General features: G+C 59.3%; 18 protein-coding genes. 10 read left to right on the top strand and 8 right to left on the bottom strand.

Annotated elements, in window-relative coordinates:
• Positions 1 to 64: 64 nt before the first annotated feature.
• A complete protein-coding gene (locus KHO33_RS24935; RefSeq protein ID WP_054039960.1) occupies positions 65 to 502 on the bottom strand; it encodes a response regulator in 438 nt (145 codons plus the stop codon).
• 680 nt (positions 503 to 1,182) lie between these two features.
• On the opposite strand from KHO33_RS24935, the gene KHO33_RS24940 reads away from it, so the two are divergent.
• Both KHO33_RS24940 and KHO33_RS24945 read left to right on the top strand, forming a co-directional pair.
• On the top strand, positions 1,183 to 1,500 hold the full coding sequence (locus KHO33_RS24940) for a DUF883 family protein (RefSeq protein WP_054040085.1): 318 nt from the start codon (positions 1,183 to 1,185) through the stop codon (positions 1,498 to 1,500).
• A gap of 29 nt (positions 1,501 to 1,529) precedes the next feature.
• Complete coding sequence (locus KHO33_RS24945; RefSeq protein WP_054039962.1) at positions 1,530 to 1,805, top strand: GlsB/YeaQ/YmgE family stress response membrane protein; 276 nt, start codon at positions 1,530 to 1,532, stop codon at positions 1,803 to 1,805.
• 242 nt (positions 1,806 to 2,047) lie between these two features.
• Here KHO33_RS24945 and KHO33_RS24950 read toward each other — a convergent pair whose 3' ends face one another.
• Complete coding sequence (locus tag KHO33_RS24950) at positions 2,048 to 2,719, bottom strand: SDR family NAD(P)-dependent oxidoreductase (RefSeq protein ID WP_236062572.1); 672 nt, start codon at positions 2,717 to 2,719, stop codon at positions 2,048 to 2,050.
• Between the two features lie 128 nt (positions 2,720 to 2,847).
• Positions 2,848 to 3,732, bottom strand: a complete 885-nt coding sequence (locus tag KHO33_RS24955) for an SDR family oxidoreductase (RefSeq protein ID WP_054040086.1) — start codon at positions 3,730 to 3,732, stop codon at positions 2,848 to 2,850.
• Between the two features lie 233 nt (positions 3,733 to 3,965).
• On the opposite strand from KHO33_RS24955, the gene KHO33_RS24960 reads away from it, so the two are divergent.
• From KHO33_RS24960 to KHO33_RS24970, 3 genes are all read left to right on the top strand, one after another.
• Positions 3,966 to 4,325, top strand: a complete 360-nt coding sequence (locus KHO33_RS24960) for a superinfection immunity protein (RefSeq protein WP_054039965.1) — start codon at positions 3,966 to 3,968, stop codon at positions 4,323 to 4,325.
• 143 nt (positions 4,326 to 4,468) lie between these two features.
• Positions 4,469 to 4,618, top strand: a complete 150-nt coding sequence (locus KHO33_RS24965; protein ID WP_128576660.1) for a DUF2934 domain-containing protein — start codon at positions 4,469 to 4,471, stop codon at positions 4,616 to 4,618.
• Between the two features lie 154 nt (positions 4,619 to 4,772).
• Positions 4,773 to 6,095, top strand: coding sequence for a TIGR00366 family protein (locus KHO33_RS24970; protein WP_054039967.1), 1,323 nt, complete (start codon positions 4,773 to 4,775; stop codon positions 6,093 to 6,095).
• 54 nt (positions 6,096 to 6,149) lie between these two features.
• On the opposite strand, the gene KHO33_RS24975 is transcribed toward KHO33_RS24970, so the two are convergent.
• From KHO33_RS24975 to KHO33_RS24985, 3 genes are read right to left on the bottom strand one after another with little or no spacing between them, the layout of a single operon-like run.
• Complete coding sequence (locus KHO33_RS24975) at positions 6,150 to 6,368, bottom strand: hypothetical protein (RefSeq protein ID WP_054039969.1); 219 nt, start codon at positions 6,366 to 6,368, stop codon at positions 6,150 to 6,152.
• Positions 6,368 to 6,724, bottom strand: a complete 357-nt coding sequence (locus KHO33_RS24980; RefSeq protein WP_054039971.1) for a hypothetical protein — start codon at positions 6,722 to 6,724, stop codon at positions 6,368 to 6,370. Before KHO33_RS24980 ends, KHO33_RS24975 begins: the two co-directional genes overlap by 1 nt.
• Entirely contained in the window at positions 6,721 to 7,128 is a 408-nt protein-coding gene (locus KHO33_RS24985) for a hypothetical protein (protein ID WP_407946196.1), read from the bottom strand. The genes KHO33_RS24980 and KHO33_RS24985 overlap by 4 nt, the downstream gene beginning before the upstream one ends.
• Before the next feature lie 44 nt (positions 7,129 to 7,172).
• Between KHO33_RS24985 and KHO33_RS24990 the strand changes: the two genes are divergently transcribed.
• The 5 genes from KHO33_RS24990 to KHO33_RS25010 all read left to right on the top strand — a co-directional run bounded on the left by KHO33_RS24990 (position 7,173) and on the right by KHO33_RS25010 (position 10,916).
• Entirely contained in the window at positions 7,173 to 7,436 is a 264-nt protein-coding gene (locus KHO33_RS24990; RefSeq protein ID WP_200565652.1) for a hypothetical protein, read from the top strand.
• A gap of 30 nt (positions 7,437 to 7,466) precedes the next feature.
• Positions 7,467 to 8,489, top strand: coding sequence for a tryptophan--tRNA ligase (trpS, locus tag KHO33_RS24995; protein ID WP_200565653.1), 1,023 nt, complete (start codon positions 7,467 to 7,469; stop codon positions 8,487 to 8,489).
• A gap of 544 nt (positions 8,490 to 9,033) precedes the next feature.
• On the top strand, positions 9,034 to 9,372 hold the full coding sequence (locus tag KHO33_RS25000) for a hypothetical protein (protein WP_054039975.1): 339 nt from the start codon (positions 9,034 to 9,036) through the stop codon (positions 9,370 to 9,372).
• Positions 9,373 to 9,570: 198 nt separating this feature from the next.
• Positions 9,571 to 10,281 (top strand): lysophospholipid acyltransferase family protein, encoded by a 711-nt coding sequence (locus tag KHO33_RS25005; RefSeq protein ID WP_054039977.1) that lies wholly within the window; start codon positions 9,571 to 9,573, stop codon positions 10,279 to 10,281.
• 149 nt (positions 10,282 to 10,430) lie between these two features.
• Positions 10,431 to 10,916 carry an aminoacyl-tRNA deacylase gene (locus KHO33_RS25010; protein WP_054039979.1) on the top strand — a complete coding sequence of 162 codons (486 nt, stop codon included), beginning with the start codon at positions 10,431 to 10,433 and terminating at the stop codon, positions 10,914 to 10,916.
• A 67-nt stretch (positions 10,917 to 10,983) separates the two neighbouring features.
• Here the strand turns inward: KHO33_RS25010 and KHO33_RS25015 are convergent, their stop codons facing one another.
• Together KHO33_RS25015 and KHO33_RS25020 are read right to left on the bottom strand one after the other, a co-directional pair.
• Entirely contained in the window at positions 10,984 to 12,156 is a 1,173-nt protein-coding gene (locus KHO33_RS25015) for a patatin-like phospholipase family protein (RefSeq protein WP_054039981.1), read from the bottom strand.
• 139 nt (positions 12,157 to 12,295) lie between these two features.
• Positions 12,296 to 13,663, bottom strand: a complete 1,368-nt coding sequence (locus KHO33_RS25020; protein ID WP_200565654.1) for a sensor domain-containing diguanylate cyclase — start codon at positions 13,661 to 13,663, stop codon at positions 12,296 to 12,298.
• Positions 13,664 to 13,801: the final 138 nt, after the last annotated feature.

Raw genomic sequence — 13,801 nt, forward strand, 5'->3', positions numbered from 1 at the left:
TTCAAAAAAGGTACCTCAATGACGCGCAAGCGGTGTTCCCAGTCGAAGCTTCGAGCGCGGGCAACTACAGGCAAAGTCTGGAGGGTATTGGTTGCCATCGGGAGCCTGCAGGAGCGGGCACATTGACGCGGGTTTGTGGACCAGACAAACGCTTCGCCAACAGTGAGTTAATGGCGAGCTCCAAGGCACTCAGGTCGACGGGCTTTGAAAGAAAAACATTCCAAAGCGTGGATTTCTCTTCCGGCGGCATCCGCCCGGAAGCCATGACCACAGGAATCTGGGCAAGCGCGGGATAAAACTTCAGTCGTTCGCATAAGGCAATTCCATCCATGCCTGGCATGTCGCAGTCAGTGACAATCAAGTCGGGAAGGCACTGCGCAGCTTTGGCGAGAGCTGCCTCCCCACCTTCCGCGAGGAGCACGCGGTAACCGCGTCCCACCAGGATAATCTGGAGCAGCCACAGCGAATCTACGTCGTCATCGACGAGCAGGATGGTAGACATATCGCGAACCCAGAGGTATTCCGTTTTTGCGCAACACCTATGCCTGCCAACCTGGCTACGGCCCACTTGTGAAGCCAGGATCAATCCATTGCGGCTGCCCTGCAGCTAGTCCGTTCGCGAGTGAGCGTGTCACGGTGCTGTCTGGCGGTTCTGCGGCCTGGTCCGGCGGCGGCTCGACAGGGCGCTCGTTATCCCGTCGTTGCCGAGGTGGCTTTACTGGCCCACGGCACGGCACTTGCGCAAAGCAGGACGCGGGCTGACACCTTCCGGTGCTAACGACCGCTTCGCTCAAGGAGATTGTTATGCGAGTCGCGACGAGAGGAGTTTTGATTTCAGCATTGATTTTCGGTGTATCAGGTTCCGTCTACGCACAGGGAGCGGGTGGCGGAGGGGCGGCCGGCGGTCAAGGCGGCACGGGAATGAGCAAACCGAGTGCGGATGGTTCAACCGGTACGGTATCGGGCGCGTCTGGGGCGAATAGCATGGCACCCGCTGGTACTACTTCGCACAAGAAGATGCACAAGAAGTCCAGCGCTGCCACGCCGGCGTCGGCGACTAATCCCGGTTCGGGCGGCAGTTGATGACGACCTCCACTCGCGTTAAACGCTCGTTCAACGCTCTCCGTGTGGCACGCCACTTGCGCAACCCTCGGGCCATTCAAACGAAATATGGAGGTTCAAATGACTGAGTCGCATCAACTCACCGCACCGGCGGCCGGGGCTCCGCCGGTTGCGTCCGAGCCGGCCAGTTCCGCCGGGTCATCTCAACAGGACAACGACTCTACAGTGAAGTCCAGCGGCGGCAACGCAGACCGGGCAACCAGTGGCCACACGCTGTCCGACGTGAAGGACAAGATTGCTGGTGCACAGGAGGTGGTCAAGAAGAAGTACCGTGTCGTTTCTGAATCAACCGACGATTACGTTCATGAGGCTCCGTGGAAAGCGGTCACGATGGCACTCATAGGCGGACTTATCATCGGAATGCTTGCTCGCCGCTAACGCGGATTCGGCACTATAGGAGAAGAAATATGGACCCAGTCTCGCATGGAATTATCTTTTGGCTGATTATCGGAGGCATTGCTGGCGCTCTCGCGGGTCGTATCGTCGACGGCGGCGGCTTCGGCATTGTGGTTGACATCATCGTGGGAATTGTCGGAGCTTTCATAGGTGGTTGGCTTGGCGGGGCGATGGGTCTGCACCTGGGAAGCGGCATAATCGGCTCACTGATTACGGCGCTGATTGGCGCGGTCATCCTGCTCGCCGTCTTGCGACTTTTCAGCCGAGGCCGTGCGCGTCCACTCTAAAGACTTCAATTTTTTATCCGCTGAGCGTGCCGCTACTGATGGCAAACAGTTCGAGCCTGAGACAGGCTGACAGTCAGTCGAGCGCTGACGTCGAGCGATGAAGGTGCGGCGGACCGCATCTTCATCGCCGAATCAACCGAGGAGCGAGCAGACCTGGAGCCGTTCCGGGTCTGCCTCGATATGAACGACAGCATGCCAGCACATGACGAGCGACTGACCTGCGGGCGAAAGACAAAGACGCGCTAAAACTTCTCCACCCAAGGTCGCAGTTCAACCTCCCAAGTCCACGCACTGCGATGCTGGCGATGGATATGGAGGTATTCCTTGGCAATGGCATCAGGGTCCAGCCATTTGTCTTCATGGCTGGCAACGTCCGCCTCGGGACGGCTGCTCGCAATGCCGCCGTCGATGATGAAATGCGCGACATGAATATTTTTCGGAGCGAGTTCTCGCGCCATACTTTGAGCCATCCCACGCAACGCGAATTTGCCCATCGCGAATGGCGTCGAACCTGGTAGCCCCTTCACACTCGCCGTAGCGCCGGTCAGAAGGATGGTGCCGTTTCCGCGCGCCAGCATTCGAACGGCTGCGGCCTGGGCTACGAGAAAGCCACCGACGGCAGTGATTTTGAGCGCTTCTTCAAGCTTCTCCGGGTCGATGTCTTCGACTGCCGCGCGGTAACGGCCACTCGCGTTATACACAACGAGATCGGGCGCGCCGAATGCGTCCTCTACGCGGTCAAAAAGTGCGGAGACGTCGTCCGGTTGACTGGCGTCGCAACGTACGGGCAGAGCGCCCGTTTCGTCGACGAGCTCCGTCAGCTTGCTGGTATCGCGGGCTGCGAGCGCAACCTGCATGCCCTCTGCCGCGAACAGTCGCGCGAGCGAAGCACTCAATCCTTTTCCTGCACCCACAATCAAAGCGGTCTCAGTTCGACTCACGGTTCCTCCGAATTCACCAGGGACTGGAGTTGCTACGTATAAACGAAGTTAGCAATTCCAGCGTGTGTGTGACTGCATCCGTATCCGCACACCCTGACCTTTTAGCGGGCTGGGTTGCGGGATGCACGCTTAGTCATATTGTCTGCCGGCAACATGCCCGGCAGAGCCTCCACAAAGAAATCCGCTTGCAATGCGGCCCCAGCCTGCACGTCGTACTGTGCAAAGTCGCGCACACCGGCGGCCAACAGAACTTCGTCGTCGAGGAAGAAGTTTCCTGTGCACTCTTTGGCCGGGCGCGTGAGGATGTAGTGGGCCGCGTCGGCGACGATCTCAGGCGTGCGACATGCTGCAATCATGTCCTTGCCGCCAATTTCATTTTGCACAGCAGCGGTCGCGATAGCTGTTCGAGGCCATAGCGAATTGACGGCGACACCCCGGTCTCTGAACTCTCCGGCAAGCGCTAGTGTGAACAGGCTCATCGTGTATTTGGCAATCGTGTATGCCGGAAAATCGCTAAACCATTTTTCGTCCTGGACCAACGGAGGCGACAGTGTGAGGATGTGCGGATTCGACGCATTGAGAAGGTGCGGCAGGCACGCTTGCGCGCATACGAACGTGCCTCTGCCATTGACCCCATGCATCAGGTCGTATCGTTTGACGGGTGTGTCTAGCGTGCCTGTCAGTCGAATTGCGCTGGCATTGTTCACGAGGATGTCGATGCCGCCGAACAGAGCAACGGCCTCGGCGACTGCCGCCTTTACGCGTTCTTCGTCGCGGATATCCACAACCAGCGGGAGCGCCTTGCCGCCGGCAGCTTCAACGGCTGCAGCCGCCGTATGAATCGTGCCCTCGAGACGCGGGTCTGGCTCCGCGGTCTTGGCACAAATCACGATATTCGCGCCGTCGCGTGCGGCTCTGAGTGCAATCGCGAGTCCGATGCCGCGACTGCCACCGGACATGAATAGTGTCTTGCCAGCAAGGCTCATGGTCGTCTCCTGATGATTGACAGCAGCATACGCTTCCGCCGTCTTTGGCGCGCAGGGGCGCACTGCAGCCTACGCGTCGCAAACCTCCTTCAGCGTAACGATCCCGGCGAACCCGCGAAGCGTGGGAGCGAGCGGCATTGTCTGGCATTTTGCAATTGTGATTTCACGCTATCGGTCTAGAAAAAAGATAGGCCAGATCTAAACTCCTATCGAGATTGTTGCGAGGTGAAGAAATGATGAAGCTTATCGAAGGTGCGGTGTTCCTGGGTGCGCTGATGCTGTATCTGGTGCCGGCAATGATCGCAGACGCGAGAGACCGCGAAGACGCCTTTGCGGTGACGATGGTGAACATCCTGCTCGGATGGACCGTTATCGGCTGGTTCGCGGCGCTGATATGGGCGCGCCATCCGGTGACTGATCGCCGTCTGAAGCAGTTCGCAAAGCGGGCACAACGCGCGGTTGCACGAGTCACTATTGATGCAATAGTTGCTCGCGCTGAAGGTCGTGCTGGGTCAATTCCCTTGTTCAACCCGCGTTTGGTGCCGGTAGTGGCGCGCATCGCAGCAAGCAGCCGTTACCAACATAGAGGTTAGTCGGTGCCTTGGGCCGAGCGCGAATGAACGGTCCTGACACTCGAGAGACGGACGCTGTATTGCGTCTTGTTTTCAGACTTGCTTGTTGATTGACCGGGGCGTCAACGCTCTAGCCAATTGAAGAAATTTTTCTGGAGATTGAAATGGATATGCCTGTTACCGAGGAGCAAGTTCGTACGCTTGCGTTCTATCTGTGGGAGAAAGCGGGAAGTCCCGAAGGGCGTTCCCAGGAATATTGGGCAAAGGCACGGCAACAGCTAGGCGCAGATCGCGCGCTGGCAGAATCGGATTGAGAGGTGGGTTCGGTGTGACTTAGCAATTGCGTTCCTCGACGCAGGATTTTTCGTTGTGTGCAAAAATCGCCGCGCGCGACTTAAGGTCCATACGGTTTGCGGCCCATAACAAGAACAGTTGGCCGCATCTATAAAGGTGACGAGGAGTAGACAATTGATTCAACGTATCTCCGCTTTTTTCACTCAGGTGGTGCATCGGGTGTTGCCCGATCCCCTGATTTTTGCCATTTTGCTCACCGGCGTTACCTTCGCACTCGCGCTTGGATTGACGCCGAAAGCACCCGCCGACCTCGTGATGCTTTGGGGTTCCGGATTCTGGAACCTGCTCGCATTTTCGATGCAGATGGCGATGATTCTTGTAACGGGACATGCGCTGGCTAGCTCGGCACCCGTCAAGCGAGTGCTTGTCGCGCTAGCGAGTTCTGCCCGCACGCCTGGTCAAGGCGTGATGTTGGTGGCGTTTGTCGGCGCCGTTGCCTGCGCCATCAATTGGGGATTCGGTCTTGTTCTGGGCGCGATGCTTGCACGCGAGGTCGCCCGGCGCGTCAAGGGAACCGACTATCGGCTGCTTGTGGCGAGTGCCTACATGGGTTTCCTGACCTGGCATGGTGGCTTGTCTGGCTCTGTGCCGCTCGTCGCTGCCACCAAGGGCAATCCGATGGAGAAGACCGTTGGTCTGATTCCGGTTTCGCACACTATCTTTACGGGCTACAACGCGTTTATCACCATCGGCCTCATTATTCTTTTGCCAATCCTGGCAAGACTCATGATGCCGAAACCCGAAGACGTGGTCACGGTAGACCCGGCCTTATTGCAGGATCCGCCGAGTGTAGAGCGCAAGCTTGCTCCCGACGCGACCTTCGCTGAGCGAATGGAAGAAAGCCGTGTACTGGCCATCCTCGTGGCAGTACTCTGCGCCGTCTTCCTGGTCATCCGGTTCATCAACAAAGGGTTCGTACTGGATATCGACACCGTCAACCTGGTGTTCCTCGCAGCGGGCATTGTTCTTCACAAGACGCCCATGGCGTATGCGCGTGCGGTAGCGGCGGCAGCGAAGGGCGCGTCCGGCATCATGATTCAGTTTCCGTTTTATGCCGGTATCCAGGCGCTGATGGACCACTCGGGACTCGCGGGTGTCATCACGAAGTGGTTCGTTGATATCGCCAATGTCCACACGTTCCCGCTGCTCGCATTCCTCAGTTCGGCACTGATCAACTTTGCCGTGCCATCCGGTGGTGGTCATTGGGTCGTGCAGGGCCCATTTGTTATGCCGGCCGCGCAAGCGCTCGGCGCGGACCTTGGCAAATCTGCGATGGCGATTGCTTACGGTGAGGCCTGGACCAATATGGCGCAACCGTTCTGGGCGCTTCCGGCGCTCGCCATTGCAGGTTTAGGCGTGCGCGACATCATGGGCTACTGCGTCACCGCGCTTCTGTTTTCGGGCGTAATTTTTGTGGCCGGCATGTACCTGTTCTAACTTCTAAGAAAGGGCGGTCCGTCTCGACGTGAGGGGGACCGCCACGCCGTACGTCTACCCGTGGCTATCGACCCACGCTCGGGCCCAGTCAAGTCCGGCATGCTGGGCCTGCTCTTCGGTATCGAAATAGCCAAGGACGCCGGACGCTTCAACGAGCTTGTTGTTTCGTGTGATCGTGCCGCTTGCTGCGTACCGCTCCGGCTCGAGAATGCCTTCCTGCTGCAGGATGGCGTGCCCCCACACGCTATAGCCGTTGTAGCTCTCCAATTCCATCAGCGCGTGACCTCAGCCGACATGCCACGAGAATCAACCCGAAGCACGTTTCCCTCGGGCGTGAACTGCCGCGGAATCGCCGACATATCGGGTTCGTCTGTCGGCGCGTTTTTCTGTAGGTGGCTTTGCTTCGCGAGGAGCCTGGGCGCGGATGTCGGCGTGCGCCGCACATGCACGTTCACCGGGTGCGCAGTGACGGGTCGATGAACTGCGAGCTTGCGTGCGGCACCGACCCCACCGACCCTATGGGGAGCGGTTGCACGGGCCTCCGGCGGATTCCAGACTTCAGTGTAGCCAGCCGCGTACACGGCCGGCGTAAGTGTCGCCATCAGTACGGCCAATCCAATACGTTTCACGCTTTCTCCTTGCCTGCTTTCCGTTGCAGCCACTCTTTGCAACCCACCCCTTGCCCGACGCAGCCGCCATCGCAGCCGGGACAATAATGCCGGTCCCGTATGTCAGCGTTGACGCGCCAGACATTGTCGTTCACTGGACTTGCTGTGCCCAGAGCGTTGCCGTTTTCACAGGCATAAAAAGCCGGCTCCCCGGATTTTCCGCGGCTGACTGCATCGTCAATCGCCTTGTCGCCAAAGGCTGAGCGCAATTCAGCGATGAAGACGGCCATCTCAGGCATGGGATGGACGGGCCTGCGAACGCGTGCATCCATGAGCCACCCCCGATTAAAAATGACAGTGCGTTGCTGTGAAATCGCGCCTGCAGTACTGTATAAATATACAGGTTTTTCGTGTGCGGTGTCCACCGCTAACATTCCGGGACGACGGATCAGATTCCGCGAGCAGGCAGTTGCCGCGCGCTTATCTTCTGGACGCCGTACGTGCAGGCGTCATCGCCTCCTGCTCTTCGCGCGTCACTCGCTACGCCCGCCTGGCCGGCCGTGGGCCGTTCCAGAAGGAGCATGCTGCGCTATACTCACTTTATGGAAATGAATCCGACCTCGCTGAAGCTGTATTGTTGGTGGCACGCCTGACCCAGGCGGCCCGTTTTCACACGTACATCTACAACGTGATGCCGCCAGTTCTGGCGGCATTTTTGTTTTTGCGCGCATGACTGGTGGTGTCCCCAAACACTGAACTCACCATGTCACAGGCGAAACAACCCGTTATCCTCACCGGCGACCGCACAACCGGTCCCTTGCACCTCGGTCACTACATCGGCTCGCTGCGCACCCGCGTGCAACTTCAAAACGAAGCGCAGCAGTTTTTGCTGCTCGCCGATGCGCAGGCGATGACGGACAACGTCGGCCGCCACCAGAAGGTGACCGACAACGTCATCGAAGTCGCGCTGGACTATCTGGCTGTCGGTATCGACCCTGCCAAATCAACTATCTTCATCCAGTCGCAGGTGCCGGAGCTCGCGGAACTGACGCAGTATCTGCTCAATCTCGTGACCGTTGCGCGCCTCGAGCGCAACCCGACCATCAAGGCGGAAATCGTGCTTCGCGGTTTCGAGCGGGATATCCCCGCCGGCTTCCTGACGTATCCGGTCAGCCAGGCCGCCGACATCACCGCGTTCAAGGCGACGCGCGTGCCTGTCGGTGACGACCAGTTGCCGATGATCGAACAAACCAACGAACTGGTGCGCCGTTTCAACAGCACGGTCGACAGGCAGGTGCTGGTCGAATGCGAAGCGGTGCTCTCGCACGTCGCGCGGCTGCCGGGCCTCGATGGCAAAACCAAGATGAGCAAGTCGCTGGGCAACGCTATTACGCTGGGCGCGAGTCCGGATGAAATCACCAGGGCCGTGAACAACATGTACACCGACCCTAACCACCTGCGCGTCAACGACCCGGGCCAGGTTGAAGGTAACGTCGTGTTCGCGTTTCTGGATGCGTTCGAACCGGACGTGCCGATGGTCGACGAACTCAAAGCACATTACCGTCGTGGCGGCCTGGGCGACAGTGTGGTTAAGCGCGCACTCAACGATCGGCTGCAGGCGATGCTCGCACCCATCCGGGAACGCCGCCGCGAGTTTGAGACCGACCGCGCGGAGGTGCTGAACGTTCTGCGTCGCGGGACCATGCGCGCTCGGGAAGTGGCGGGCGCGACGGTGTCAGAGGTGAAGAGTGCGCTTGGCTTGAATTACTTTCAGAACTCACTGTAGAAGATCAGCAAGCCGCGTGGCTGTAACCCGGCGCAGACCGGGTGTCGCGCGGTCGTGCTAGCCCAGCCTTAGCTTTGGCAGCGCAACGTGATGTATTGTCACATTCGGTTGATATACAGGACGGGCAATCCTCGAAGGAGACTGATTTGACCGTTCGAAAATCAACGTTGTACGTCGAGAGCGCAACAAAGCATCCGTTTGAGAGTTGCTTCGTCGACCTTGGCGGGCACTCCGCAGAGCGAGCCCTCACTGCGCTCACTGCCGCAGTCCATGCGGCTCAACGTGAAATGAATGCTTTTGACTGGATTGCAGACGCGCTTCCCGGCGCGACGCTCAAACCGGCTCTGGCATTCGGCACAGTTGGCGAACTGTATCGGTCATACACGAGACCCGCTGAGCTGGGACGCCTGAAAGGCGTGTTGCGCTCCTAACCGGGCATTCCAATATGTCCCGCATTCAAACATAGGCGTCTATAGTGGAGTCATCGTCCCGCCCGGGGCGAGCTTCCTGTTCAGGACCGACGCATTTGATGGGGGACGGCACTATGCCTGCTGAATCTGGTTTGGCCTACGACCCGCAGGGACAAACGCCTGGGTCATTGCTGACGCTGGTTGGATATCTCGAACTCTCGCTGGATGAGGGCGAATGCGTCGTCATGATGCGCCGCGGTACAGACGTCTGTGCTGTCTACATCGGCGACCCGGCGGACGAGGACAACCCGTTGACGGGTCACGGAACGATCGCAACGGGCGTGGCCGATGAGATTCTCGAACTGACTCACGCAGGCTTGAACCGGATAACGGTCGGCGACCAGACCTACCGGTTCGTTCGAAGCTTCACTCACATCGAAGACGTTGGAGCAGTGATATTTGCGCCAGCGTAGGCTTGCGCGCATCGCTTGCTGCCTTTGCGGCATCGCGCGCCGGTTCTGTCAACGCGTCCGCTTTCATCCCCGAAAGCCCGGTCCCGAACCACTCCATTGTCCTTTGGAGGTGGGTGGCATACGAACGCATCTCTCACGGCATGGTCTTACCTGCCAACGGTGAATATTCCACCGCAAACCAATCTGAATCAGGCCCCGATGCGTTCGACTTTCACTAAATGGCTGTTCATCGTCTATGTTCTCGGCAGCGGGACACTGTATTCAATGGTCATACTGCTCCTGTTCCCGTTCGTCGGCAGGGCCGGAAGATACTGGTTGGCAAAACAATGGTGTCGTGCACTGGTGGCGGTGATGCGCTGGCTGCCGGGCGTTTCATGTTCGATAGAAGGGCTTGAACATCTTCCTGAAGGGCCGGCGATACTCCTGTGCCGTCACGAATCGACCTGGGAGACACTCGCATTTCTTGCGCTCTTTCCACGGCGCATCAGTTTTGTTTTCAAGGAAGAGCTTCTTCGCATTCCGTTTTTTGGCTGGGTGCTGCGTGGCCTTGACATGGTCAGCCTGAACCGCGGCTCCGCCCGGCAGGCTCATCAGGCCGTGACGCAGGAAAGCGCTGAGAAGCTGGCGAAGGGGGATGTCATCGTCATTTTCCCGGAGGGGACCCGGGTGCCACACGATGCCCCGTTGAGAATGACATCGGGAGGCGTTCGATTGGCTTGCGCGACTGGCGTGCCTGCTGTGCCGGTTGTTCTCAACGCGGGCAAAGTCTGGCCGGCAAAAGGCTGGCCCAGCGGCCGCGGGCAAATTCGTGTGGTGGTCGGCCCGGCATTCTCTCCTCGCGATCTGTCGCAGCAGGAACTTGGGCGAGCCGTCCACGAGTGGATGAAAGACGAACTGCTGCGGCTTTGATACCGTTCCAGTCGTCACACCCGCGCAGTCGCGGCGCTGCGGTCTGCATGCTGCTGTTTGCATGTTTTCACATGCGAACCAAAGCGACCTATCCTTAAGGGACCGCGAGCAATAGTCTCCCGTTTCCTTCCTTCCGGAGGAGGTGCGTCATGTCAATGTCTGCCACTCTTCAGGAGTGCCTGCGCAGCAAGGGCTCCCAGTACAAAATCGTGCATCATCCGCACAGCCATTCCAGCATCGAAACTGCTGCAGCGGCGCATATTCCCGGTGACCGCCTTGCCAAAACAGTGCTGTTTGAAGACGAGCACGGCTATGTGGCGGCTGTGCTGCCATCGACCTACGCCGTGCGGCTATCCGAACTTTGGGCAAAGACCGGACGCCACCTCCTGCTGGCCAAGGAGTTCGATCTGCGGGAGCTGTTCAAGGATTGCGACATAGGCGCGCTTCCGCCGGTATGTACGGCCTATGGCATGCGAACCTATCTCGACGAGAGCCTTGCCCAGCAGCCGGACGTCTATTTTGAGGCCGGCGATCATGAAGAGTTGATTCACATGGGTACGGATCAATTCCTGGATCTGATGGACCGCGCCGAGCGGATACGCTTCGCCCGTCGCATGCAGGGTGTGTCGACCTGACCGGCGTCCGTTGATACGGCCCAGGTGGGGGCTTGATCTGACTGCAGACTCGTTTTGTCGTACTTCTTTAGTTATCTTTGGCCGCATCCACCGAGCCCATTCGAAACACTGAGATACCCTCCATCGGGTCCAGTGTTTCGCGCCACGGTGCGCGCTCCAGCAAGCGGATCGTGTCTTCATAACCCACGGCCCAGCGCCGCTCGATGCCACTCGACGAAAAATCGATATCCCTGTTCAAGTCGTCGTTATCGAATGCCGGCGCGTCCAGTTCCAAGACTTGCATCGTCGTGCCGCAGCCCCAGCCGAGGAGCGCCTGAACCTCGGGCGTATCGCGTTTCTCTTCGGGCAGGTACTGACTGAGTTCGCGAATCACGTGCCGCAGCCGGTGAATCTGCTTCTGTCGATCGAGATGGCTTTCCGCGCGACTCGAATACTGAATGTCGCGCTGCCGGCTCATGACCTGCAGGATGGATTCGGGCTCCGGGCCGCTCGATGGCCACAACTGCACCGAAAAAATCACCGAGCTGTTTCGCGGCCTGTCATCGAGCACGGCTTCTAGTGGCGTGTTCGAGTAGATGCCGCCGTCCCAGTACGATTCGCCTTCCAGCCGCACCGAAGGGAAGCCGGGTGGAAATGCGGCGGATGCCATCACGTGCTCGACGTCCATCGGTGCATCGCGATTAGTGAAGTACCGCATACGTCCGCTGCAAACATTGACCGTGCCGACCGTCAGCCGCGTCGCCTTGTGATTCAGGTAATCGAAATCGATCAACGAAGACAGCGTTTCACGCAGCGGCTCGGTCGAATAGAATGCCGCCCGCTCCGGCCCAACGCGCGTCTGAATATTCGCCCATGACCCGGGTTGTGGGGTGAAAAACGACGGCACGCCTTGCGTGACGATCGCGAGATCGCGCGACCAGTTGGCGAGCCCGGGAAACAACCAGCTTGCCGCATCAGCGCCACGGCGCGCCACGCCGTTCCAGAACTGGGTTAATCGCGCAATACGGTTCTCGGGCAGATTGCCTGCGATGATCGCGCCGTTTATCGCACCGATCGACGTGCCGATCACCCAGTCGGGTTTGACCTTGCGGTCATGCATCGCCTGATAGACGCCGGCCTGGTACGCGCCGAGGGCGCCGCCTCCCTGAAACACAAGAACAACCTGTCCGGGAATGTCCGGTGCGGCCTCCGACTGGCCTGCCGCGTTAGCGTTGCGTTTGCCGTGCGTCTTGTTGCCCATTGCAGGTCTCCCGGACCAATGCCGCGGTGCGGGTGATTTTGCCACGGGTGGGGGAGGCCCGGCGCTGCGGTTTTCCCTTGTTACTGTCGTGGGGAGCTTGCGGGGGTTTCAGGACTTTGCTGCCTGAAGGCCTCAAGCTTTACTGTCTGGGTGTGACGGACTGGACCCGATTGCGTCCTGCACGTTTCGCGTCGTAGAGCGCCGCGTCCGCCGCCTGAACGAGTGCGTTGGGCGTGTTCAGCGTGCTTTGCTCGCTCGTCGCGCACCCGGCACTAATGGTGACCTGGCCACCAGGAATTGGCGCCGTCAGGCCCAACTGCATGATGGCGAGCCGGGCCTGCTCGGCAATGACCGATGCTTCTTCCGATCCCGTGTTGGGTAACACCACGGCGAACTCTTCACCGCCGTAACGCGCGACGAAATCGCTCGACCGGCGTGCTGTTCCTGCGAGCGCTTTCGCAATCGCGCTGAGGCAAACGTCGCCGCGAAGATGGCCAAAGGCGTCGTTGTAATCCTTGAAATTGTCGACATCGATCATGACGAGCGAGAGCGGCTGACCGTTGCGCGCGGCACGGTCGAATTCCCTGCGAAACTGGTCGTCAAAGTAGCTACGGTTATAAACGCGCGTCAGGGCGTCGCGTGTGGACGTATGCAGAAGCGAAGCGTGCGCTTCGGACAATTCACGGTAGAGCACGGTCACTTCCCAGACCAGCACGCATACCAGCACGCCGGGCGCCAGCATGCTGAAAACCCGTGCAGCGTACCAGCCAAGAGTGAACTGAACCATGCTCAACAGATTCAGACTGGCGTCCGCAAGGGAGGCGAGCAGGGCAATGGTGACCCATAGATCGAGCACGGTCCGCAGGCGCCCTTTGTACAGGACCACGGCGACGGCGAGCGCGTCGAGCGAGCAGATGACGAGTCCGGTGCGGCCGCCTAAAACGGCGTTTGTCTCGGAAGCCGCATGAAAAGGCGCGGACAGGTTCGCATGAATGGCAAAGACGCCAAGCGCTGCCGCAAGCGCAGTGGGAACGCCGATTAACGCCCACGTCCAGACATCGATGCGAGGCAGCCCGATCGGCTTGTTCGGGAGGCGGTCGCGTATGAGCGCTGCCAGAATGACGAGTAGCGGAAATCCTGCATGCCAGAAAACCCACATCCACGCCGCGCTCTGGGGCCCGGCGCCGAACAGGCCGGTGCGCGTGAAAACGCCAGGGAACATCAGCAGTTGCAAAGCGACGGTAATCGCCGTGAACGCGTACGCGCCGCCCAGCGCGCCGAGCATAGGTTGTTGCGTCACGCTGAAGCGGGCGCCGAGAAGAAACGCGGCGATTCCCGACGTGGTGAACACCGTAAGCGCACACATCGGCATGAAGGGCGTGATTGCCGGCAACGGCTGGTGCGCACGCTGACCGGCAATCGCGAATATGAGCAGAACGAGCAACGCACATGTACCTGCAAAGACGGCCTGTTTGCGTGTCGCGGGCCCTATAAGCAAGCTGTCCATTCTGACCTGTTCGGTTGGTGTTCTGGTCGTCTCAGTGCATTCGTGTCGCCAAAGGCACGACGCATATGCCGTGCCCGACGATACATCGCGGAGTTTTTCATGGACCGCGTTGATGTTGTCCCGGCAACGCGCGATGGA

Source organism: Paraburkholderia nemoris, assembly GCF_905221015.1.
Lineage (GTDB): Bacteria > Pseudomonadota > Gammaproteobacteria > Burkholderiales > Burkholderiaceae > Paraburkholderia > Paraburkholderia nemoris.